The 20,377-nt window shown below is 69.7% G+C and carries 19 protein-coding genes; 12 read left to right on the forward strand and 7 right to left on the reverse strand.

Features of this window, described 5'->3' with window-relative positions; genetic code table 11:
- Positions 1–242: 242 nt before the first annotated feature.
- Both ABGB21_RS33000 and ABGB21_RS33005 read right to left on the reverse strand, forming a co-directional pair.
- Complete coding sequence (locus tag ABGB21_RS33000) at positions 243–716, reverse strand: DUF1877 family protein (protein ID WP_347657856.1); 474 nt, start codon at positions 714–716, stop codon at positions 243–245.
- A 505-nt stretch (positions 717–1,221) separates the two neighbouring features.
- Entirely contained in the window at positions 1,222–1,380 is a 159-nt protein-coding gene (locus ABGB21_RS33005) for a hypothetical protein (RefSeq protein ID WP_347657857.1), read from the reverse strand.
- 173 nt (positions 1,381–1,553) lie between these two features.
- Here ABGB21_RS33005 and ABGB21_RS33010 point away from each other — a divergent pair, with 173 nt between their 5' ends.
- Positions 1,554–2,447 (forward strand): NlpC/P60 family protein, encoded by an 894-nt coding sequence (locus ABGB21_RS33010; protein WP_347657858.1) that lies wholly within the window; start codon positions 1,554–1,556, stop codon positions 2,445–2,447.
- A gap of 98 nt (positions 2,448–2,545) precedes the next feature.
- Here ABGB21_RS33010 and ABGB21_RS33015 read toward each other — a convergent pair whose 3' ends face one another.
- The gene (locus tag ABGB21_RS33015; protein ID WP_347681146.1) at positions 2,546–3,763 is read right to left on the reverse strand and encodes a hypothetical protein; all 1,218 of its coding nucleotides are present in this window, start codon (positions 3,761–3,763) and stop codon (positions 2,546–2,548) included.
- A 313-nt stretch (positions 3,764–4,076) separates the two neighbouring features.
- On the opposite strand from ABGB21_RS33015, the gene ABGB21_RS33020 reads away from it, so the two are divergent.
- Positions 4,077–4,580, forward strand: coding sequence for a hypothetical protein (locus tag ABGB21_RS33020; RefSeq protein WP_347681148.1), 504 nt, complete (start codon positions 4,077–4,079; stop codon positions 4,578–4,580).
- Positions 4,581–5,315: 735 nt separating this feature from the next.
- Here ABGB21_RS33020 and ABGB21_RS33025 read toward each other — a convergent pair.
- Complete coding sequence (locus ABGB21_RS33025) at positions 5,316–5,765, reverse strand: hypothetical protein (RefSeq protein WP_347658547.1); 450 nt, start codon at positions 5,763–5,765, stop codon at positions 5,316–5,318.
- Positions 5,766–5,827: 62 nt separating this feature from the next.
- Between ABGB21_RS33025 and ABGB21_RS33030 the strand changes: the two genes are divergently transcribed.
- Positions 5,828–6,805, forward strand: a complete 978-nt coding sequence (locus ABGB21_RS33030) for a WYL domain-containing protein (protein ID WP_347658546.1) — start codon at positions 5,828–5,830, stop codon at positions 6,803–6,805.
- An 81-nt stretch (positions 6,806–6,886) separates the two neighbouring features.
- Here ABGB21_RS33030 and ABGB21_RS33035 read toward each other — a convergent pair whose 3' ends face one another.
- Entirely contained in the window at positions 6,887–7,561 is a 675-nt protein-coding gene (locus tag ABGB21_RS33035) for a hypothetical protein (protein WP_347681150.1), read from the reverse strand.
- Between the two features lie 1,384 nt (positions 7,562–8,945).
- Between ABGB21_RS33035 and ABGB21_RS33040 the strand changes: the two genes are divergently transcribed.
- Positions 8,946–9,293 (forward strand): hypothetical protein, encoded by a 348-nt coding sequence (locus ABGB21_RS33040; protein ID WP_347681152.1) that lies wholly within the window; start codon positions 8,946–8,948, stop codon positions 9,291–9,293.
- 237 nt (positions 9,294–9,530) lie between these two features.
- Here ABGB21_RS33040 and ABGB21_RS33045 read toward each other — a convergent pair whose 3' ends face one another.
- Positions 9,531–10,142 (reverse strand): hypothetical protein, encoded by a 612-nt coding sequence (locus tag ABGB21_RS33045; RefSeq protein WP_347681154.1) that lies wholly within the window; start codon positions 10,140–10,142, stop codon positions 9,531–9,533.
- Positions 10,143–10,319: 177 nt separating this feature from the next.
- Here ABGB21_RS33045 and ABGB21_RS33050 point away from each other — a divergent pair, with 177 nt between their 5' ends.
- Genes ABGB21_RS33050 through ABGB21_RS33085 form a run of 8 tightly spaced genes read left to right on the forward strand, consistent with a single transcriptional unit; the run spans position 10,320 to position 17,956 of the window.
- A complete protein-coding gene (locus tag ABGB21_RS33050) occupies positions 10,320–11,636 on the forward strand; it encodes an efflux RND transporter periplasmic adaptor subunit (protein WP_347681156.1) in 1,317 nt (438 codons plus the stop codon).
- 30 nt (positions 11,637–11,666) lie between these two features.
- Entirely contained in the window at positions 11,667–12,371 is a 705-nt protein-coding gene (locus ABGB21_RS33055) for a response regulator transcription factor (RefSeq protein WP_347658540.1), read from the forward strand.
- Positions 12,372–12,373: 2 nt separating this feature from the next.
- On the forward strand, positions 12,374–13,864 hold the full coding sequence (locus ABGB21_RS33060; RefSeq protein ID WP_347658539.1) for a HAMP domain-containing sensor histidine kinase: 1,491 nt from the start codon (positions 12,374–12,376) through the stop codon (positions 13,862–13,864).
- Positions 13,865–13,905: 41 nt separating this feature from the next.
- Positions 13,906–15,195, forward strand: a complete 1,290-nt coding sequence (locus tag ABGB21_RS33065; RefSeq protein WP_347681158.1) for an HlyD family efflux transporter periplasmic adaptor subunit — start codon at positions 13,906–13,908, stop codon at positions 15,193–15,195.
- A complete protein-coding gene (locus ABGB21_RS33070; RefSeq protein WP_347681160.1) occupies positions 15,192–15,887 on the forward strand; it encodes an ABC transporter ATP-binding protein in 696 nt (231 codons plus the stop codon). Before ABGB21_RS33065 ends, ABGB21_RS33070 begins: the two co-directional genes overlap by 4 nt.
- Positions 15,884–17,074, forward strand: coding sequence for an ABC transporter permease (locus ABGB21_RS33075; protein WP_347658536.1), 1,191 nt, complete (start codon positions 15,884–15,886; stop codon positions 17,072–17,074). Before ABGB21_RS33070 ends, ABGB21_RS33075 begins: the two co-directional genes overlap by 4 nt.
- Before the next feature lie 30 nt (positions 17,075–17,104).
- Positions 17,105–17,566, forward strand: coding sequence for a hypothetical protein (locus tag ABGB21_RS33080; protein ID WP_347658535.1), 462 nt, complete (start codon positions 17,105–17,107; stop codon positions 17,564–17,566).
- Between the two features lie 30 nt (positions 17,567–17,596).
- Positions 17,597–17,956 (forward strand): hypothetical protein, encoded by a 360-nt coding sequence (locus ABGB21_RS33085; protein WP_347658534.1) that lies wholly within the window; start codon positions 17,597–17,599, stop codon positions 17,954–17,956.
- A 228-nt stretch (positions 17,957–18,184) separates the two neighbouring features.
- On the opposite strand, the gene ABGB21_RS33090 is transcribed toward ABGB21_RS33085, so the two are convergent.
- Complete coding sequence (locus ABGB21_RS33090; protein ID WP_347681162.1) at positions 18,185–19,984, reverse strand: CocE/NonD family hydrolase; 1,800 nt, start codon at positions 19,982–19,984, stop codon at positions 18,185–18,187.
- Between the last annotated feature and the right edge of the window lie 393 nt (positions 19,985–20,377).

A 20,377-nucleotide genomic window follows, 5' to 3' on the forward strand; every position in this document is an offset into this window, starting at 1 on the left:
GCCCTCGACAGGCCCAACAGGGTGCCGTACGCCGCCTGCTACGCCCGCCGCCTCCGACAGAACAACGCCGTACCCGCCGACCCGGACCTGTCTCACCCGTCCGCGAGACAACACCCGACCGGCAGAGGCACCTGGAGCAGGGAGATGCCGGGTCCCCGTCGCCCCACGGCCACCAGGCTCCTTCCTCGGATGTTCGTGGAAAAGACGCTCACTGCGCTCATCGCGAGAGATGTGCAGTGACGCTAAGCCGTGATCATGAAAGCGCCTGCGCGAGCCTCCGCCGCCGCAACGAAGAAGCCGACCATGTCCTCGTAGTATTCCTTCAGGTAGTCGAGCTCGTCCGGGTCGTCAACGAGGTCCGGGTCGTCAACGAAGGCGGCCAGCCGGTCGAACGGCACGTTGCGGAGTTGTTCGGCGGTGTCGGCGACGTCGTCAACGCTCCAGACCATGACGAAGTCCGTGTTGTTGCCGTAGGGGAAGATCATTTTGCCGCCCAGTTCCAGGTCGACCTTGATGTCCGCTTCGACGAGGAGCTCCTGGATGTCTGGCAACGCCTTGTCAAGGTCCGCCATCTCATCCGGGGGACGGCCTGACGTCCCTTCGAAGCTCGTCGGATCGGCGACTGCGCGTGCCAATTCCTCTTCGGTTGCCCGAACGAATACGTGGACTATGCCCATCGCTGTCCCCTCGACTCGACATAACTTGGTGTCGATCATAGGACCTCCCTCGGACGCGCTGATCTCGGCTTGAGCGGGCGCGACATGTCCGCTCATCGGCTACTGGTTTCCTTGACCTGCGACCGTGGTCCGGCCAGGCTTCGGTCGAGGCGCCCGGGCTGTCGCTCTCTCATTTCGGCTGCCCACGCCGGTCGTGTGGCTCTCATCTGGCCTGCGCGGCCCGGGCGTCGCCCCAGGGCGGAGAGAGGTTTGCACTGCTCGAAGTAGCGTTGCTATCGGGGGCTGCGAGGGCATCGTCCGACACATCGCCGACCGGCTACTCGCCGACGGTGAGGAGATCGTCGACGTACCGCCGAAGCTGTCGGCCAGGGCGTGGGTGTTCGCGACCGGGCAGGGCGCCGCTCTCCCGACGAGGACCATACCGGATGGTGTCCCAGCTGCACCGTCGGTGCCAGTTCGGCAACGTGGCCGGGCCGACGATCCGGTGTACCCGTATCCGATGGGGCAGCAGGCGGGCGAGGGCGGACAGGATCGCCCGGTCCGATCAGGACAGCCCCGGCCGGACCGGAACCTGGCGGCGTAGCACCGCCACCTCGTGCCGTAGCGCGAGGACCTCGACCAGCAGCGCTCTGTCGCCCGGGATCAGTAGCCCCGATCCGGTGAACAGGTGGATCATTCCCCGGTACAGCAACCGCACGACCATACCGACGATCATCAAACCGAGCCGAGAACTCCCAGCTCACAGCCTGTGCGACGAGTTCTGGCGCGGTACAGGCGTCCCGGTACGGGTGAGGTACGGGAATCGGCGGCGCCAGCCGGATTCCTAGTCTCCCTGACGTCCGATCACAGGACGGACGAACCGAGGGAGAGAGTCGAATGCTCACAAAGACGCCCGGCCGGCGACGCCGGTCACTTCCCGCGATACTGCTCGCCATACCGGTGTTCCTGGCCACCAGCGTCGCCATGGCCGCGCCGGCCTCGGCCGCGCCGATCGGCAACCCGAGCCTGGAGATCCCGGTCGGCTGCCCGGGTGCCCGCGCGGTCATCCAGGTCGAGTGGGAGGGTACCCGCACCGCCAAGGTGCACTGGGAACTGACCGACACCAGCTCGGACGGCAAGTCGCCGTTGATCAAGATCGCCGCCAGGGACGACTCCGGCGACGGCCGGAGCTGGGTCTTCCGGAACGACGAGGTGGTGTTCGGCGTCGACGGCGGCTACGGCGCCTCCGCCAGCGGCGGCGGCATGTCCTGGGACCCGGCCGGGATCGCCCAGTTCAACCACTTGGAGGTGAAGGTCAGCAACGGTACGAGCGCGCAGGGCACCGCGTGCTCGGTGACGAAGAAGACCTACAACTACACCCGGCTCGCCTACCAGTACGCCCTCAACCAGATCGACAAGCGTTACGTCCTGGGCGCCGAGGGTCCGGACGCGTTCGACTGCTCGGGCCTGGTCAAGTTCGCCTACGAACGGGTGGTCAACTTCCCCGGCTGGGGCGGCGTCAGGTCGTCGGCGCAGCAGTACGACTGGGCGCGTTCGGAGGCCAACAACAACAATGCCGACCTCACCAACCTGAAGAGCCGCGACGTCATCCGGGTCAGCCGCAGCCAGCTCAAAATCGGGGACCTGGTCTTCTACGACGGCCACGTCGGCCAGTACGCGGGCGGTGGGCAGTTGTACTCGGCCATGACCCCGGCGGCGGGGATCGGATACATGAGCGTCGACTTCAAGCCCCCGCTGGGCTACTACCGGCTGGTCGGCGTCACCGGCTAGTCGGGAGCCGGCGGGTCCGCCCCGATCGTCCTCGCCTCCGTCGCGAGCGTCCCGAACCCCAGGTCGTGGGCGACCCGCTCGGCCCGGCCGGCCTCGTGTCACGCCGCATCCGGCTCACCGGCCAGCGCCAGGGCACGGGCCAGGCCCACCCGTGCCCTGGTCTCCAGATAGCGGTACGAGTGCCGCCTCGCCATCGCAACCCCGTCCCGGAGTACGTCGAGCGCCTGCGCGATCTCGCTGTTCTCCCGGAGCGGGTTTCCGAGCGTGCCGGCGGTCATCGTCTGGGCCCGCCGGTCGTACGTCTCGACCGCGAGATCGTGTGCCTGCCGGGCCAGGCTCAACCCGGTGGCGAGGTTCCGCCGGTCGATCTCCAGCCGACTCATGTCGTCCAGGGTGGAGAGTTCGCCGCGCAGGTCGCCGCGCCGCCGGTGCCTGCGCAGGACGGTGTCGAGCTGCTCGGCCGCGTCGAGGAGTTCACCACGCTGCCGGAGTACGCTCGCGAGGTTTCCCCGGTTGACCAGCGCGGAACGCTCGCGCCCCGTCGCGTTGTTGATCTCCAGGGCGGCGGTGAGGCTCGTCGCGGCGTCCTCGTAGCGGCCACGGTCGAGCATGTTCATGCCGATGCCGTTCAGGACCGCCGCGCGGATGTGCCCCAGGGGCTCGTGCGCGGTCAGGTCGAGAGTTCGGCCGAACCACGTCTCGGCGTCGGCGAGCCGGCCGAACTCGTAGTACTGCCAGCCGACGTTGTGGGAAAGGTAGGCTGCCGCCGCGTCCCAGCCGCACTCCTGCGCCAGCCGCAGGGCGGTGAGCGCGTCGTCGAGACCTTCGAGGTCGCGACCGACCATGCTCCGGGCCTGCCCCCTGGACATCAGCATCGCCGCCCGCGCCCGGCGGTCGGCCGAACGCTCCGCCGCCGACCAGCCGGCCCCGACGATCCGGGTCCAGCCGTCGACGTGCGGGTTGACCAGGAGGTAGCCGCGCAGCTGGTCGGCGATCCGCCAGGCGAAGTCGGCGAGCCCGCCGTCCCGGCCGGCCTGCTCGGCCAGCAGCACCAGCGCGGTCGCCTCGGCGGCGAGCCAGGCCGCTGCCCGCTTCTCGTCCGGGAACTGGCCCTCCGGCCGGGGATGGCCGGCGAGCCGCACCATCTGGGGCAGCGCCCGGTCCATCGCGGCGGTCACCCGCTCGGCGTACGAGGCCAGCAGCCGTGCGAAGGCGTCGTGTCGGGTCCGGCTGCTCTCCGCCTCGACCAGCTTGTCGGCGTAGAGCCGGAGCAGGTCGTGGAACCGGAACCGGTGTGCCGAGTACTGCAGCAGCATGTTGCTCGACCCACCGCCCCTGGCTGACCGCTCTGGTCGGCCTCAACGATCCTGGCGTCCAGTCGGTGTTCAGTAGGAATCCAGTCGATGACCGCATCGTCACTGGTAGCCCTTACGCAGTCGCAACTGTCGACTGGGTGATCGGTATCGGCTCGCCGTACCGACCATCGACTCGACTGCTCCGTGCCACAGGGACAGCGACCGCAGCGCCGGAATGGAGGTTCACCATGTGCGTCCCTGAGCCACCGCGAAAGTCGACGGATGTCGACCAGGCACCACGGCTACGACTCACTCGCAAGCTACAAGGAGCCTCATGAAACTGCGACGTCTACGATCTTTTCGTCTTCTCGTCGTCGTGTTCGCCGCCTCGCTGGCGAGCCTCACCCTGAGCACCACGCCGGCCGCCGCACAAGCACTCGGCCCACGCGCCGCGTTCAGCGATCCTTCCGCCATCAGCGTGCAGGCACCCGGTGCGCCGATCCTCTGTCATGTCAGCTACGGCAATGACGTCACCGTGTACAACGGCTACCTCAACGTGACCTGGGCCGTTGCCTGCCGGTGGACCGACGACAACGGGTTGGCGACCGAGACCGACGCCATCTTCATGCAGATCGGCATTGCCCAGCACGGCATCATCCTCGCCCCGGTGAAGACCTGTCCGGTGACTCTTGGCCCATCTACGACCTGCAGTCACAGCGTGCCCTTCAACGGAGCCTCCGGCCTCGTCCAGAGTGTGATGGCGGCCACGGTAACGTGGAACGACGGTTATCCTCCGCTCAGGGGAACGTTCTACTCCCCCGGCTCGGTCATCACCTGACCACTACTTCCGCTGAAAAGCCCTCCCAGAGCGGACGCTGACAGTCCGCCCGTCATCGGGAGGGCTTCAGCATGTCCGCCCCATCAGGGTCATGCCGTCCCAGGCTCACCGGATGAGTTGAGACCGAACTGGCCCACGTACCGTCAACGGCACGGAGGCTGGCGTTGACGAGACGACTGGCCGGCGGGCCAACATGCGTAACGGCCACGGGGCGAAGACGGTGCCGACTGAGGTCGGGCCGTGCGATCCCCCGTCGAGCAACGGCCACGGGGCTCCGTCCCACCCGGCCACGACGACGGCCGTCCGAAAGCCGGCGCGTCACCTGCTCCCAATTTGCTCCCAACGTAAGGAGCACAATTAGAACGGTTCGTTACCGAAGATCCGGCAACGAACCGCACGACCTGCTTATATAGCTGGTGGGCGATACTGGATTTGAACCAGACCTCTTCCGTGTCAAGGGACGATCCGCAACCCTCCGACCAGCAGGGATACGAGTACCCCTGGTAGGTGCGGGGCGGATTAGAGCAGCTCAGACGGGTTGAGCGCCGTTCGGCGCTGTTGGGAGCGCCCTCCTGCTCCCAATTTGCTCCCCACCACCCTCGTCCAGCGGCGACAGCAGCGGGGGGCGAGTGCGCTGGCAGCCGATGTGCGGGCGTTCGCTCGTCGCTGACCGCTCGGGCGAGTGAGGGCGGCCGGTAGGGGCGCGGCTCGACCCTTCCAGGCCGAGCCGCTTTGTCACGCGCGGGTGAACTCCATGACCCAGTTCGATTCCCAGGTCTGTCCGCCGTCGGCGGAGAATTCCTGCTCCCACCGCGCCGAGGTGGGTGTGATGTCGGACCAGATGAAGTGTGCCTTGATCGGCTTGCCGTCGTAGGTGTCGTCGCCGTAGAAGTCGCCCCGGCCGTCGGTGAAGGTGCCCACGACCGGCGGGTCGAGCAGGCCGGTACGGCTGCTTGCCCAGTAGATCGACCACTCCTTTCGTTCGACGTCGAACAGGCGCAGGGTGAAGCCACGGCTGCCGAGCGTCGGGAAGATGATCTCTTCAGCGTGGCCGGCGCCGTTGAAGATCGACCGGCAGGTTGTGGTGCCGGGGAAGGTCTCCCAGTCGTCGCTGCCGGCGAACAGCGTCTTGAGCCGACGGTTGACCACGTTCCACGAGCCGATGAAGAAGTCGAAGTCGTTCATGACGACGATCATGGCGGGCTACCCCTGACATCTTCTGTCAGTGGCCTGGCAGACTTTCCCAAATGCGTGCCAGTCGACTGTTGTCCCTGCTGCTGTTGCTGCAGAATCGGGGTCGGATGAGCGCCGCACAGCTGGCCACGGAACTCGGTGTCACCGCCCGGACCGTCTACCGCGACGTCGAGGCCCTCGCCGCGGCGGGCGTGCCGATCTACGCCGAATCGGGCCCCACCGGTGGATACCAACTCATGGACGGCTACCGCACCCGACTGACCGGGCTGACCGCCGACGAGGCCGAATCGCTGTTCCTGACCGGCATGCCGCAGCCAGCCGCCGAACTGGGCCTGGGCGCCCAGGTGGCCGCCGCCGAACTCAAACTGATGGCGGCGCTGCCCACCCCGTACCGGGATGCGTCGATACGCATCCGGCAGCGGTTCCACCTCGACGCACCCGGCTGGTACCGGCAGCCCGACACGGTGCCGCACCTGCTCGCCGTAGCCGAGGCACTCTGGCAGGACCAGGCCATCGAGGTCCGGTACCGTCGCTGGGCACCCCGGCCCGGCGAGGTCACCCGGCGGCTGCACCCGCTGGGACTCGTACTCAAGGCCGGGGTCTGGTACCTGATCGCCGCCGGACGAGGCCAGCCACGCACCTACCGCGTCTCGGCCATCGTGGACCTGCGGCCGCTGCCCGAGCGGTTCGCCCGGCCTGACGGCTTCGATCTGCCCGAGTTCTGGCGGGCGCACGTCGAACGGTACGAGCGGGCCGACACCGACGAGGTCGCCACCGTACGCCTCACGCCGAACGGGGTCACCGCCCTCCCCGACGTCCTCGGTCCGAAGGCCGCCCGGCTGGCGCGGCGCACCCTTACGCCCGCCGACCCGGACGGCTGGCGCCAAGCCACCATCCCGTTGGAGAACGTGCCACACACCGCCGCGACCCTGCTCCGGCTCGGCGCGGACGTCCAGGTTCTCGCCCCCGCGCAGCTCGTCGCCCGCATGACCGACACGATCCAGGCGATGGCCCGCCTCTATCCCACATGACCAACACGAGCAGTACCACGGCGGCCCACGCACGCTCATGCCGCGACTCGCTCGCTACGCCGCGGTGGCGTACCAGGTCGGTTACATCACGGTGACCGGGTAACCGATCGCGGCGACGTCTCTTCGGAGATCGGCGACGGTGGCGTGTGGGTTCAGCGCCCGTACCACGGCGTCGCTGAGCGGCCGGTGTGCGACGACGTGCTCGACCACCACACGGTCCACCTCCATCTCGTAGTAGTCGCCGGCAAACTCGACGAACCGGTCGACGATGTCGTCCAGCAGGATCTCCAGCATCGCGGAGCCGTCCGGCCCGGGGTCGTACGGTCCGCGCGACGGAGGAAAGGTGATGCCCGCACCGGCGCCCCAGCGGTCGTCACCGGCCAGCCGCCACAGCACGGCGGTGGCGAGGAACCTTCCCGACTCGTCAGAGAACGCGGGTTCCTTCAGTTGCGGAGACAACACCGCCGGGATGCCGTCGGTCAGGCCGGGCCACACCCCGCGGTCCGGATCGCGGTACGGCGACATCGCCGACTCGTGGTCGAAGACCCGGATGAACGCGCCATCGCCGGTGAACACGACCGCCCACTCATCACCGCCGTCGTTGCTCATCAGCGCCGCCTCGTCGTCACCCCACTGCGTGTAGACGTAGTACGGCGCGCCACCGTCAATCACACACTCCAGCACGGCCAGCGCTTTGCACCGCTGCCGCAGCACGTCGATGCCGGGCAGGCCGGCGGCGATGTCGTACACGTCCACCGGATGACCCTACGCGGCGGGTACGACGTGATCACCCACCTGGTTGCCCCTCGCGGCGGCCGTACGCTCCGGTCGCCTCGCACCTGACGGCCGCGATGAGTGGCACACCGCAAGCCACCACCGGTCAGTCGAGTGTGATGGGTTGGGCATCGTGCCCTATCCACAGACCCGGTCCACGGTCCAGCCGTGGGCGCGCTCCCCCACGCCCACGGCAACGGCCACGGCCACGGCCACGGCCACCGTACGGTGCTGGCCGCGGATGCGGGCGGGAACATTTGCGGCAGCGTCGGACCGACGGCCGTGGCAAGCGTGCCGTCGTCGCCGGAGTGCATGACCAGGTTGACCACACCCATCGCGACGTGTCCGGTCCGGATTTCGGCGGCCGCGGCCGCGACGTCAGGCAGCGTCAGATCGGCGAGCAGCCGCCGTACCAGGACACCCTCGCCCCACAACGCCTCCGCCGGGATCGGGAGCCGGCCCAGCCAGGGCAACAGGATCGCCGCCCGGCCGGTGAGCGACGGCATGGCGTCGGTGAGCCGTCGACGGACGTCGTCGATCCGCGCATCGGACAGCTCGCCGGCCTGCTGACCGGTGACCGTGACCAACACCGGGTGCAACACGTCAGGGATCCGGCGCTCGACCAGGTACCGCTTGCCGACTTTCCCGGCGGGCGGAACTGCGGGCGACCCTCGTGCAGGTTCAACAGGTCGGCCAGCGGCGCCACGAAGCAGGCCAGTTGGCCCGGCACCCCGTGCCCGGCCAGAAACAGGTGGAGCGCCGCCGGATCCGCCACGGCGGGGTCGTTACGGAACCGCGACCGCTCCCAACTGACCGAGCCGTAACCATGATGCCCAACACCTCGCCCCCGCTGTCGCGGAGCACGAGCGTCGGCCCACCCCGACAACGACAGATGTCACCGGTGAACCGGCCCGTCGTGGTCAACACACGCAACGCCTCGGCCGTCCCAGCCCCGCGTAGCTCGGCCAGAACCGCACGATCGGGAAGAGGACCACCATCCTCACCCCCTTCGACGACCTGCACCAGGCGTGTTCGGGACCAGACATCATCAAGCCATCCGATCATCCGCACCCTCCTGCAACCGGCCGTCCGGCGGAATTCCTGGGACTGTACAAATAACGGCTGATCGACCGATCAAGGGAGAGACGCCAGATGACGACCGAGACCACCGTGGGACAGCCGGCTGCCGAGCCGTCGGGTGCGGTCACGGACGAGCAGTTGATCGCAATGTTGGTCGATCGGGCTCGTGGTGACGGGCTGAAGCTGACTGGTGAGGGTGGGCTGCTGCAACAGCTCACGAAGGATGGGCGGCCGGTTCCCGCAGGCCGGAGCCGCTCCACCCGGGGGCTTCCAGCCACCGGAAGGCATGCAACTGCCGGACGGCATGCAGCTACCGGAGGGTATGCCGCGTCCGGACGGCGACGCCGCCGGTGGGCGGGGTCGGCCGGGCGGTCTCGGCGGCAACAAGCTCAAGGAACGTTTCCTTGCCAGCGCCGCTTTCAAGCCGGTGTACGAGGACGCCTACCGCGACCTCTACCAGAAGATCTACGCGGACGGGACGGCGTTGAACGCCATCGAGAGCATCACCAAGGTGCTGTCCACCGTCGACGGCTACGACGAGCAGAAGACGACGGCGGACGTCGAGCAACTGAAGACGCTCCTCCGGCAACGGACGTCGCATCTCGCCACCGACAGCGTCATCACCAGCGGGTGAGGTGTTAACCGGGCGACGGGACGCAGAACCCTGCGGCCGGTGGTGTGCCTTGGAGGCACACCACCGGCCGCAAGCGGCGTGCAGCTACGGAGCGGTGCCGGTCCCGGATCCGCCCGACCGATGTCGGTAACAGCGGGACAGCGGAGTCGATGGGCCCCGTAGCCACGGGTGACGATGCGGGGCGCAGCACGCGAGCTGCGGATTTGCGCGCTCCTGCCGATCGGACCGAACCTGGGCCTACGGCGTGGTGGTTGCGGTCGGGCGGAGCACGTCACACGCCTGCATGGCCTCGGCGACCTTCGGGTCCCTGGTAGCCGGGTTGGCCCGCAGGTCGACACCCCGGTCGGCGAGGCAGTTGCGGTACGCCGCGCTGGCGTCGCGGTTGCCGCCGCCCGGGCCGTCTTGGCCGCCGGGGCCGTTGCCTGCCGGGCCGCCGCTGGGCCGCACCGATGCGCAGGCTTCCTGAGCCCTCTGCCAGGTCGCGTCGTCGACTCCCTCTGGGCGGAAGACACCCATCCGGCCGCCGCCCGGCCCACCGGACGGGAACGCGGTGGGACGCCCGGATGGGAAGCCGCTGGGTCGGCCCGAGGGGAACGCGGTCGGCCGGCCGGAGGGGAACGCGCTGGGTCGGCCGGAGGGGAAGGTGTTCGAGATGTCGATGCCCTGGTCGCGGAGGCAGTCGAGGTATGCCGAGGCTCCGTTCGGCGCGCCTGTGGGGTCCTGGCCGGGGTCGCTGGATCCGCCGTCGCCGTCCGAGCCGCAGCCGGCCGCCAGGAGCAGCGCCGCCGACCCGGCGGCCAGCGCCAGCGTCCATCGCGGGCGGGGAGACTGTCGCGTGCGCAGAGACACAGGTCCTCCATCCTCGTCGTGCCGCCGGATCGGGAAACGCGGCACGCTGGCCAATGCAACCGCCACTACCTCCGGGCCAGGTCAGACCAAGCTCAAAGAACCCTTCGAATCGACTCTGAGGGAACTCCGAGGTACGGCTCAGCCACCTGCGAGGTGAGGCACCGATACTCGCCGCTCATGGGCTTGTTCCGGAAAAGATGGCGTGGCCGCGGCCGGCTCGCCATGTGCGGCGTCGCCGCGCTGGTCGTGATCGGCACTGCGGTGGCGTGGACGCTGCACAGGGCAGAGCCGGCCCCGACGGACGGGAGTGACACCGTACGGGTTGACCGGGGTGAGGTGGTCACGGCTGTCGCGACGACCGGAACCCTCGAGCCGGCACAGACGCGCACGCTCGGCTTCGCCGCCGACGGCACGGTGACGGCGGTCAACGTACGCCCCGGAGATCAGGTGAAGACTGGTCAGGTACTCGCCGAGATCGACGCCACCGGCGCGGAGGAGCGGGTCGCCGACACGCAGAAGTCGCTCGACGACGCGGAGGAGGCCCTGCAGGACGCGGAGAAGGCGGCCGACGGCGGGGCCGGCGCCTGCCCCGTCTCCGCACCCCGGACCGGGCAGGCCGTCGAGGTTGGCATGGTCGCCGGTCGCGGCGCGCCGCCGTCGCCGTCGGTCACGCCGTCGGTGTCACCGAGCAGCCAGCCGTCGCCGTCGCCGACCCGGTCAACTCGACCGCCCGCCGGCCAGCCGTCGGCGAGCCAGCCACCCCACTCCGCTGGCGGCCAGGCACCCGGCAGTGGTCAGGTACCAGGTGGTCAGGTACCGGACGGTCAGGCGCCGGGTGGCGGCCGGGGTGCCGAGTGTTCCGGTCAGCGGGCCGGGGATCCAGTACTCGCAGCGCAGCAGCGGGTGACGAGCGCCGAGGTCGCGCTCGCCGAGGCGGAGGACCGGCTGGCCGGTACGAAGATCAAGGCGCCGATCGGCGGAAAGGTGCTCACGGTGGCCGGCGCGGTGGGTGCCGACGTCGGCACCGGCGGCACGTTCGTCACCCTCGCCGACGTGGCGGGCATGCAGGTGGCCGCCGATGTCCCGGAGGCATACGCGGGCCGCCTGAAGATCGGCCAGAGCGCGACCATCACGCTCGCGAACCGGCCGGACGAGGAGTTCACCGCCCGGGTCGTACGGGTCGACCCGGTCGGCGCCGCCGACGGCGACCTGGTGCGCTACGGCGTCGTCCTCGCCTTCGAGACGGTTCCGGCGGAGCTTCTGGTGGGCCAGAGCGCGAACGTGCGGGTGCGTACCGGTGAGGTCACCGGGGTGCTGCGGGTGCCCTCGACGGCGGTGCGCGGCGACGGAACCGTCATGGTCAGGACCGCCGCCGGCGATCAGGCCCGGGCCGTCGAGGTCGGGCTGCGCGGCGACCGGTACACGGAGATCAAGACTGGGCTGGTCGGGGGCGACGAGGTGGTCACAGCCGGCGTCGAGGGAAGTCCCAGCTAATTCTGAGGTAGCTCCGATAGAAGGGATGACGTGGCTGGACGGTTGACCCGGGTGCTCGTCGTCGACGACGAGCCCAATATCTGTGCCCTGCTGTCGGCGACGCTGCGGCTCATCGAGTTCGACGTACGGGTCGCCGCTGGTGGGTACGAGGCGTTGGCGGCGGCGGTCGAGTTCGAGCCGGACCTGGTGGTGCTGGACGTGATGCTGCCCGACCTCGACGGGTTCCAGGTCGCGCAGCGGCTGCGGGCCGGGCCGGGCCCCCACGTTCCGGTGCTGTTCCTGACCGCCCGCGACGCGGTCGAGGACCGCATCTCCGGCCTGACCGTCGGCGCCGACGACTACGTCACCAAGCCGTTCAGCCTCGAGGAGGTGGTGCTGCGCATCCGGGCGATCCTGCGTCGCAGCCGCATCGAGCCGGACGGCGACACCGGCGTGCTGCGGTACGCCGACGTCGAGCTCGACGAGGACGCGCACGAGGTGCGTCGCGGCGGCCGGCTGGTCGACCTGTCGCCGACCGAGTTCAACCTGCTGCGCTACCTGCTGGTGAACGCGGGCCGGGTGGTGAGCAAGGCGCAGATCCTGGACCGGGTCTGGAACTACGACTTCGGCGGCGACGGCCGGATCGTCGAGTCGTACGTCTACTACCTCCGTAAGAAGATCGACTGCTGGGAGCCGCCCTTGATCCACACGGTCCGTGGTGTGGGTTACGCGCTGCGCCGGCCCCCGGACGAATGAGAATGCCCAGGTGGCGACAGTGGACGTTGCGGTCCCGCCTCGTCGTCGCCGTCGCCGCGCTCAGCGCCGTCGCCCTGGTCGTGTCGAACGCGGCAGGCATCGTGCTGCTGCGTCAGTACCTCACCGACCAGATCGACAACCAGCTCGCCGGGATGCGGCACGTCGCGGCCCGCCCGTTCCCGCCCGACCAGGCCGGCGACAGCCCGTTCCCCCGGGGCCGCTTCGACATGTATCGCACCATCCTGGTCTTCGACTCCGCCGGCCGCCGGCTGCCGTCCCCGTCGCCCGACGAGATCTCACCACCCGAGGTGGGGGCGCTCGCCGCGCTGCGGGAGAAGGCGGACGACGGGCCGTTCACCGTGGAGTCCGTCGACGGCGAGGACCACTGGCGGGTGGCGGTGGTCACCCAACCCGACGGCGGAGTGGCCGTACCGGCGATCTCGCTCCGACAGGTCGAGGCGACCGCCGACCTGCTGCTCGCCATCGACCTGGTCGTGATGCTCGTCGTGCTGTTCCTGCTCGCGCTGGTCGCCGCCGCGGTGGTCCGGATCGGCCTGCGCCCACTGATCCGGATGGAGAGCACCTCCGCCGCGATCACCGCCGGCGACCTGACCCACCGCGTCGACGACGCCGACCCGCACACCGAGTCGGGCCGGCTGGGCATCGCGCTGAACTCGATGCTCGACCGGATCGAGTCGGAGGTCGCCGCGCGGACCGCGTCCGAGCAGCGACTCCGGCAGTTCGTCGCCGACGCGTCGCACGAGCTGCGCACCCCGCTCACCTCGATCCGCGGCTTCGCCGAGCTGTACCGACGCGGCGGAGCGCCGCCCGGACGGCTACTCGACGAGACGATGTCCCGGATCGAGGGCGAAGCCGCCCGGATGGGGCTGCTGGTCGAGGACATGCTGCTGCTGGCCCGGCTGGACCGCCAGAGGAAGCCGCAGCGGCGCCCGGTCGACCTGCTCGCGATCGCCGCCGACACGATCCGCGACGCGCACGCCCGCCGCCCCGACCGCCCGGTCCGGCTGGCCAGCTTCGGCGGCGACCAGTGCGCGTTCGACCCGGTGACGGTCCTCGGCGACGAGCACGGACTACGCCAGGTCGCCACCAACCTGGTCGCGAACGCGCTGCAGCACACACCGCCGCAGACCGACATCACCGTACGGGTCGGCCGGCTCGCCACCTACCGGCCCCGCCGTCACACGGCCGCGACGGTCGGCGAGGAGCCGCCACCGCGTACGCCGCTCGCCGTGTTCGAGGTCGCCGACAACGGCCCCGGCCTGCCACCGGAACACGCCGGCCGGGTCTTCGAGCGGCTCTACCGGGCCGATCCGAGCCGCGCCCGCAGCAACGGCGGCTCCGGGCTCGGTCTGTCGATCGTCGCCGCGATCGTGCACGGTCACGGCGGCCGGGTCGAACTGGAGACAAGCCCCGGCCAGGGGGCCGCGTTCCGGGTGCTGCTGCCCACCGGTTCCCAGTCAGCTTTGAGCTAGCGCGGGGCTTGCTCCGAGCCGCCTCCTGCAAGCTGTCGCGCATGCGCCACACCCTCCCGAGGCTGCGCAGGCCGTCGCTTCCGAGACTGCGGACGTCGCCAGCCCTGATCGTCAACGTCATCCTCGCCCTGGCCGTGGCCGGCGCGGCCACCTGGGCGTACACGTCGTTCAGCACCGCAGAGGCCGCCGAGCCGGGCTCCGGCGGTAGCCGCACCGTCGCCGCGGCCCACGGTACGGTCACCGCGACGGTCTCCGCCGCCGGCAGCGTCCGTAGCGCCTCGACGGCGACGGCCACGTTCGCCACCTCCGGCACCGTCACCGCGATCCGGGTGCAGGTCGGCGACAAGGTGACCAAGGGCCAGGCGCTGGCGGTGGTGGACGACACCGCCGCGCGGCGGCAATTCGACGCCGCCCGGGCCAACCTCGACGCCGCGCAGGCCGCGCTCGACCGGGCGCAGGATGCCGACGGCGACACCTCCGAGGCCGAGGCGCAGGTGGACCAGGCCGAACTCGACGTCGACGAGGCCGAGGACGCCGTCGCCGGTACCACCCTCAAGGCGCCGATGGCCGGCACGGTGACCGCCGTCAACGGCACCGTCGGCGGATCCGCCTCCGGAAACGGCGGCACCGGCAACAACAACAACAACACGAACGGCGGCGGCAACGCACCGGGCGGCACCTCCAACAGCGGCGGCGACACCGGGTCCGGGTCGGTGGCCGGCTTCATCGAGATCGCCGACCTGACCCGGCTGGAGGTCTTCGCGTCGATCGCCGAGGCGGACGCGACGAAGCTCAAAACCGGCCAGACCGGCACCGTCACCTGGAACGCCCTACCCGAGGCGCGGTCCACGGCCAAGCTCGCCGCCGTCGACCCGAACGCGACGACGGCGAACAACGTCGTCACCTACGGGGTCACGTTCACCCTCGACGACCTGCCCGACGGGGTACGCGCCGGCCAGAGCGTCAACGTGTCGGTCACCGTCGGCCAGGCCGCCAACGTCGTCTACGTCAACTCGGCCGCCGTCACCAGCGCGGGCAACCGGCACACCGTCACCGTGATGGAGAACGGCCAACGAACCGTCCGCGCGGTCGAAGTCGGCCTCGAAGGCGACAACACGACCGAGATCACGTCCGGGTTGACCGCCGGAGAGCAGGTCCTGATCGACACGCCGAGCAACTCGTCCAACCAGGGGACATCCCCGGGCGGCGGCTTCCCCGGCGGCGGAGCGGGACCCGGCGGCGGCTTCCCCGGCGGCGGAGCGGGACCCGGCGGCGGGTTCCCCGGCGGCGGAGGCCCGCCCGGCGGCGGACGGCTCGGAGGTGGCCGGTGACCGTCCTCGACGTACGCGCCGTCACGAAGGTGTACGGCCAGGGCGCCGCGACCGTGCACGCACTACGCGGCGTGTCGCTGACCGTCGCACGCGGCGAATACGTGGCGATCATGGGTTCGTCCGGCTCCGGCAAGTCGACCCTGATGAACATCCTCGGCTGCCTCGACATCCCCACCACCGGCCAGTACGTGCTCGACGGCGTCGACGTGAGCCGGCTCAACGACCGCCAACTCGCCCTGGTCCGCAACCGACGTATCGGCTTCGTCTTCCAGTCGTTCAACCTGATCCCCCGCACCACTGCGGTCGCCAACGTCGAACTGCCCTTGGCCTACGCCGGGATCAAGGCGGCCGGGCGCCGTCGACGGGCCCGAGCCGCCCTGGACCTGGTCGGGCTCGCCCAGCGCGCAGACCACGAGCCGAACCAGCTCTCCGGCGGCCAGCAGCAGCGCGTCGCGGTGGCCCGAGCCCTGGTCACCGAGCCCGCCCTGGTGCTCGCCGACGAACCGACCGGCAACCTCGACAGCCGGTCGACCGAGGACATCCTCGGCATCTTCGACGACCTGCACGCCGCCGGCCGCACCATCCTGCTCATCACCCACGAGGACGACGTCGCCGCCCGCGCCAGCCGCCTGATCCGGCTCGTCGACGGCCAGCTCGTCACCGACGTCCTACAGCAGCGGGTGCCGGCATGAGCATCCTCGAGGTGCTGCGGTTCGCGGTACGCGGGATCGGCGCCAACAAACTCCGCTCCGGCCTCACCATGCTCGGCATCCTGATCGGCGTCGCGGCCGTGATCCTGCTGGTCGCCGTCGGCAACGGTTCCGCCCGTCAGGTCGCCGACCGGATCGAGGCACTGGGCACCAAAACCCTGACCGTGCAGGGTGTCGGCGGCAGCGACGCCCTCACCCCGACCGTCGCCGACGCGCTCGACGACCCCGTCCTCGCCCCCGACATCGCGTCGGTGTCACCCGTGACCAGCACCCAGGCGACCCTGACCTACCAGGGCACCGATTACTCGGCACAACAACTCGTCGGCAGCACCCCGAGCTACTTCGCCGCGTCGAACTCGCCGGTCGGCGCCGGCGCGACGTTCACCGCCGACGACGTCACACAGGGCCGCCCCGTCGTGGTGATCGGGCAGACCGTCGCCGACGAACTGTTCCCCGGCGTCGACCCCGTCGGCAAGGAGATCACCGCCAACGGTGCCCTGTTCACGGTCATCGGCGTACTGGACGAGAAGAGCAGCGCCTCCGGCTTCATGGACGCCAACGACGTCGCGATCGCACCACTGACCGCGGTCCAGCAGGCACTGACCGGCTACGGGGCGCTCACCTCGATCGTGGTCGAGGCCCGTACCCCGGAGAAGGTGACGGACGCGCAGGCACAGGCCTCCCTAATCCTGTCCCAGCGAATCCAGACGCCCGCCACCTCGAACACCCAGCCGTACCGCATCCAGAACGCGTCCCAGCTCCTGCAGACCCAGACCGAGACGGCCGACACGTTCACCACCCTGCTCGGCGCCGTCGCCGGCATCAGCCTGCTGGTCGGCGGCATCGGCATCACCAACATCATGCTCGTCACGGTCACCGAACGCACCCGCGAGATCGGCATCCGCAAAGCCCTCGGCGCACCACGACGGGCCATCCTTACCCAATTCCTGGCCGAGGCCACCATGCTGAGCCTGCTCGGCGGCGGCTTGGGCGTCGCCGCCGCCTACATCGGCAGCAACTTCACCATCGTCGGCGTCCGACCGGTCATCGTGCCCAGCTCGATCGCGCTCGCCCTGTGCGTATCGGTCGCGATCGGGCTCTTCTTCGGCAGCGTGCCTGCCAACCGGGCAGCCCGGCTCCGTCCCATCGACGCCCTCCGCTACGAATAACCCCAGGAGAACCTTGTGACTGCATCCACATTGGACGTCGAACTCGCCGCCGCGGCGAACCGCCGCTGGTGGAACAGGACAACACTCGTCCTCGCCGTCGCGCTACTCCTCGTCGGCGGCCTGGTAGCCGGAATCGAGGTACAGAAAGCATTCGGCGCACAACCCACCAGCACAGGACCAGGCGGGTTCCGGGGACAGGGCGGCTTCACCCCACCCACCGCCTTCCCAGGCGGCGGCGCACCCGGCGGCGGCACCCAAGACGGACGAGGACGAGCCGCAGCCACCACCGGAACCGTGAAACTCGTCGATGGCACCACCATCTACCTACAGACAGAGTCAGGCGAGGTGATCACCATCCGCACCGACGGCGACACGAACGTGCAGGTTCCCGGCGAGTTGAAGGCTTTCAAGGCCGGCGACAAGGTCAGCGCCGACGGCGACACCGACGCCGACGGCTCGATAACCGCGTCGACGCTCACGAAAACCGACTGAGGCCACGACACGCAGCCAACGGAGAGCGCGATGAACGACGCGTCGGACACCGGCGGAGCCATCTGGGTGTTCGGTGACATCACCCGCGTCGCCGGCCTGAGCCTGCACCTACCAGCCACATGGTCCATCCGACCAAGCCAGGACATCACCAATATCAAATCCGGCGACCTCGTACTGCTCGTCCACCCGACCATCAACGAAGTCGTCGCCATGGATCGGCAACTCGCCCACCGACCACAACTGGTAGTGCTGCTCGACGAATCAAGCCCGGCGGCCACCATAGCCGCAGTACTTGGGGCAGGAGCCGACGTGTGCGTGCGCGCCAGTGCAACCGCTGTCCTGGCCAGCCACCTACTCGCCTGCCGCCGTCGGCTGCACCGCGCGAGCTGACTCCTCGTCGACCGTGACCACACGGCGATCAGGCTCCCCATCCCTCGTGACGACGAGGTCCGGACAACTCCACCACAGGTGTGCACGACAGCAGACTCAGTAGTAGTTCCGGGGCTGTCTCGCCAACGGAGACCTCTCTGCTGCCGGCGGGTTGACAAGAGAGGTGTGCCGTTGGCGAGACAGCCCCCGTTGAACGAGTTTTGGCACCGTACAGGCCTCCGGGGTTGGTCAGTGGTGCTTCGAAACGCGCAGCGGGAAGGTCGGGGCGCCGACGGTGTCGAGCGTCGTGGTGTTCGCCGCCAGGTAGCTGTCCAGATACGGCGACCGGTCGCCCTGGGTGGGCGAGTCGAACCGGGGATCCTGCACCGCCAAGCCGAGCCGGGCGTCGGTGACCGTGACGGTCTGGCCCGAGGGGACCGGGCGCCAGCCCCGCGAGGTGATGGTGCCGATCTGGACCCCGAGCCGGTGCCCGCGCTCGAAGGTCCAGTCGTTCGCCTTCAGCGGGAACCGCGTGGACCCGTCGCCGTCCAGCGCCGCCACCATCTCGTTGAACATCGTCGCCCGGCCGTCTGGGGCGACGTCCCACAGCCGCACCCAGACGTTGCCCGCCCCCTGTGTCTTCAGGGTGATCTCCGGGGTGCCCGTGACGCGCACCCGCTTCGCCGCTGCCGTGGAGAAGCTCCAGTAGTTGTTGCCCGGCGCGTCGGCGGCCAGCGCACCCGCCCGCGAACCGGCCTCCGGCGCGTGCTCGATGTCCCAGCCCGCGGTCATCGGCTCGGCGGTGCGCTGCGCAGCCTGGCCGCCGTCGTCGACGTACCGACCGGGCGACAACCGCGCCGTGTACGAGTCGTGCGTCACCGGCCACGTCGACTGGGCGCGCCAGTTGCCGAGACTGTCCGCGACGGCGAACGCCGGGTCTTTCACCGACGGTGCGATGCCCCGCAGGTGCAGGTCGTAGAAGCGCATCACCTCGTCGAACCAGCCGGCCCGGCCCATCTTGAGCCGGCCCTCGTCGTCGGTCTCGTTGCCGCGGACGTGTTCCCAATGACCGAGCCAGCCCCGTTCCGGGCCCTTGTGGTTGGCCAGGTACTGCTGCATGTCCTCGGGCTTGGTGTTGGGCTCGATGAAGCCCGACGTGACGAACAAGGGCGTGCGGGTGCCGGCAGCGCGGGCGGCGAAGTCACGGGCACGCCAGTACGCCGAGTTCGGGTCGCGGTTCTGAGTGTCGGTGTTGTTGGCGATCTCGCACTCGGGGTGGCTCTTCTCCCACTCCGCGTTGGCCTTGTAGCGGTCGCTGTCGTCGGGCAGCGGCGCCATCGTCGCGATCGAGTAGTAGCCGCGCGGGCTGCTGGTCGCGTTGGAGCGCGGCACTCCGTTGCTGAACAGGTAGTTGTACCTGTCCCAGGTCGGTTGTTGGGCCACGACCGCCCGCAGCGGCTTGAGCTTGAGGACGTTGGCCGCCAGTCCGGTGTTGGCGTCGTAGGACTTGCCGTACATGCCGACCTTTCCCGTCGACCACGGCTGGCGCGCGGCCCACTCGACGGCCGCCTTAACGTCGGCCTGCTCGCCCGGGCCGAGGAAGTCCAGGCAGCCCGTGCTGCCGCCGAAGCCGCGCAGGTCGACCATCACGAAGGTGTAGCCACGCGCCATGAGCCGCGCGCCGTCGATCAGGTCCTGGAAGCGCCCCGACGGACCGACCTGGTCGAAGCCGCCGGGAGAGGTCTCCCCGGCGTGCGCGAAGTACGGACCCACCGACAGGATCACCGGCGTCTTCGCATGCGCCGGCAGGTGTGCCGGACGCAGCACGTCGGCGTGCAGCTCGACGCCGCTGCCGTCCGACGACGGGAAGTACGCCTCCGTCCACGCCGCCCCTTCGGGAACCCGTGGGTTGTCCTCGTGGCTGATCGGCGCGCCATCGGACGTCGGTGCGGCCTGTGCCACCGAGGGTAGGCCCGTGGTGAGGCTCGCGATGATGGCCAGCGCACCTGCCGCCGCGACGGGTCCGGCCATCCTCCTCCGAACAGTCATCCAACCTCCGCCTAACTCCAGACGAGGCCACCTGGTTGGCCATTGATGCTAGCGATCATTGGCGGCCAGGTATCCCACAGTTACCTCGCCGTGACCTTAGGACCACCGCCGGCTCAACCCCGAACCCGCCGCGATGCTGCCGGTGCCGGGCTGGTCGGGCCGGTGTTCGCGGGCGACCGCGCCGGCCAGCGCGTCGCCCGCCGCCGCCGGCGCCGATCAAGCGTTGCTGGGGGCGCTCCGCCGTACGGTGCCCGAAAGTACCCCCTCTAGTGCTCTGTTTCGTAAATAGCTATCCGTTTAGTAGGCTGTGCGTGTGACGCGTGCTGCCGCACCGCTGGTGCTCGAAACCGGTCAACGGGAACTGCTGGAGTCTCTTGCCAAGTCGCGTACGGT

It is taken from the genome of Plantactinospora sp. B24E8 (assembly GCF_039871735.1).
In the GTDB taxonomy this organism is placed as follows: domain Bacteria; phylum Actinomycetota; class Actinomycetes; order Mycobacteriales; family Micromonosporaceae; genus Plantactinospora.

Bases quoted from the DNA above. Each gene is read 5' to 3' on its own strand.
- ABGB21_RS33025 (WP_347658547.1), bottom strand. From the start codon at position 5,765: ATGAACGACTTCGACTTCTTCATCGGCTCGTGGAACGTGGTCAACCGT.
- ABGB21_RS33010 (WP_347657858.1), top strand. From the start codon at position 1,554: ATGCTCACAAAGACGCCCGGCCGGCGACGCCGGTCACTTCCCGCGATA.
- ABGB21_RS33090 (WP_347681162.1), bottom strand. From the start codon at position 19,984: ATGACTGTTCGGAGGAGGATGGCCGGACCCGTCGCGGCGGCAGGTGCG.
- ABGB21_RS33020 (WP_347681148.1), top strand. From the start codon at position 4,077: ATGAAACTGCGACGTCTACGATCTTTTCGTCTTCTCGTCGTCGTGTTC.
- ABGB21_RS33075 (WP_347658536.1), top strand. From the start codon at position 15,884: ATGAGCATCCTCGAGGTGCTGCGGTTCGCGGTACGCGGGATCGGCGCC.
- ABGB21_RS33015 (WP_347681146.1), bottom strand. From the start codon at position 3,763: ATGCTGCTGCAGTACTCGGCACACCGGTTCCGGTTCCACGACCTGCTC.
- ABGB21_RS33085 (WP_347658534.1), top strand. From the start codon at position 17,597: ATGAACGACGCGTCGGACACCGGCGGAGCCATCTGGGTGTTCGGTGAC.
- ABGB21_RS33005 (WP_347657857.1), bottom strand. From the start codon at position 1,380: ATGGTCGTGCGGTTGCTGTACCGGGGAATGATCCACCTGTTCACCGGA.
- ABGB21_RS33040 (WP_347681152.1), top strand. From the start codon at position 8,946: ATGCAACTGCCGGACGGCATGCAGCTACCGGAGGGTATGCCGCGTCCG.
- ABGB21_RS33065 (WP_347681158.1), top strand. From the start codon at position 13,906: ATGCGCCACACCCTCCCGAGGCTGCGCAGGCCGTCGCTTCCGAGACTG.
- ABGB21_RS33060 (WP_347658539.1), top strand. From the start codon at position 12,374: ATGCCCAGGTGGCGACAGTGGACGTTGCGGTCCCGCCTCGTCGTCGCC.
- ABGB21_RS33030 (WP_347658546.1), top strand. From the start codon at position 5,828: ATGCGTGCCAGTCGACTGTTGTCCCTGCTGCTGTTGCTGCAGAATCGG.
- ABGB21_RS33000 (WP_347657856.1), bottom strand. From the start codon at position 716: ATGATCGACACCAAGTTATGTCGAGTCGAGGGGACAGCGATGGGCATA.
- ABGB21_RS33050 (WP_347681156.1), top strand. From the start codon at position 10,320: ATGGGCTTGTTCCGGAAAAGATGGCGTGGCCGCGGCCGGCTCGCCATG.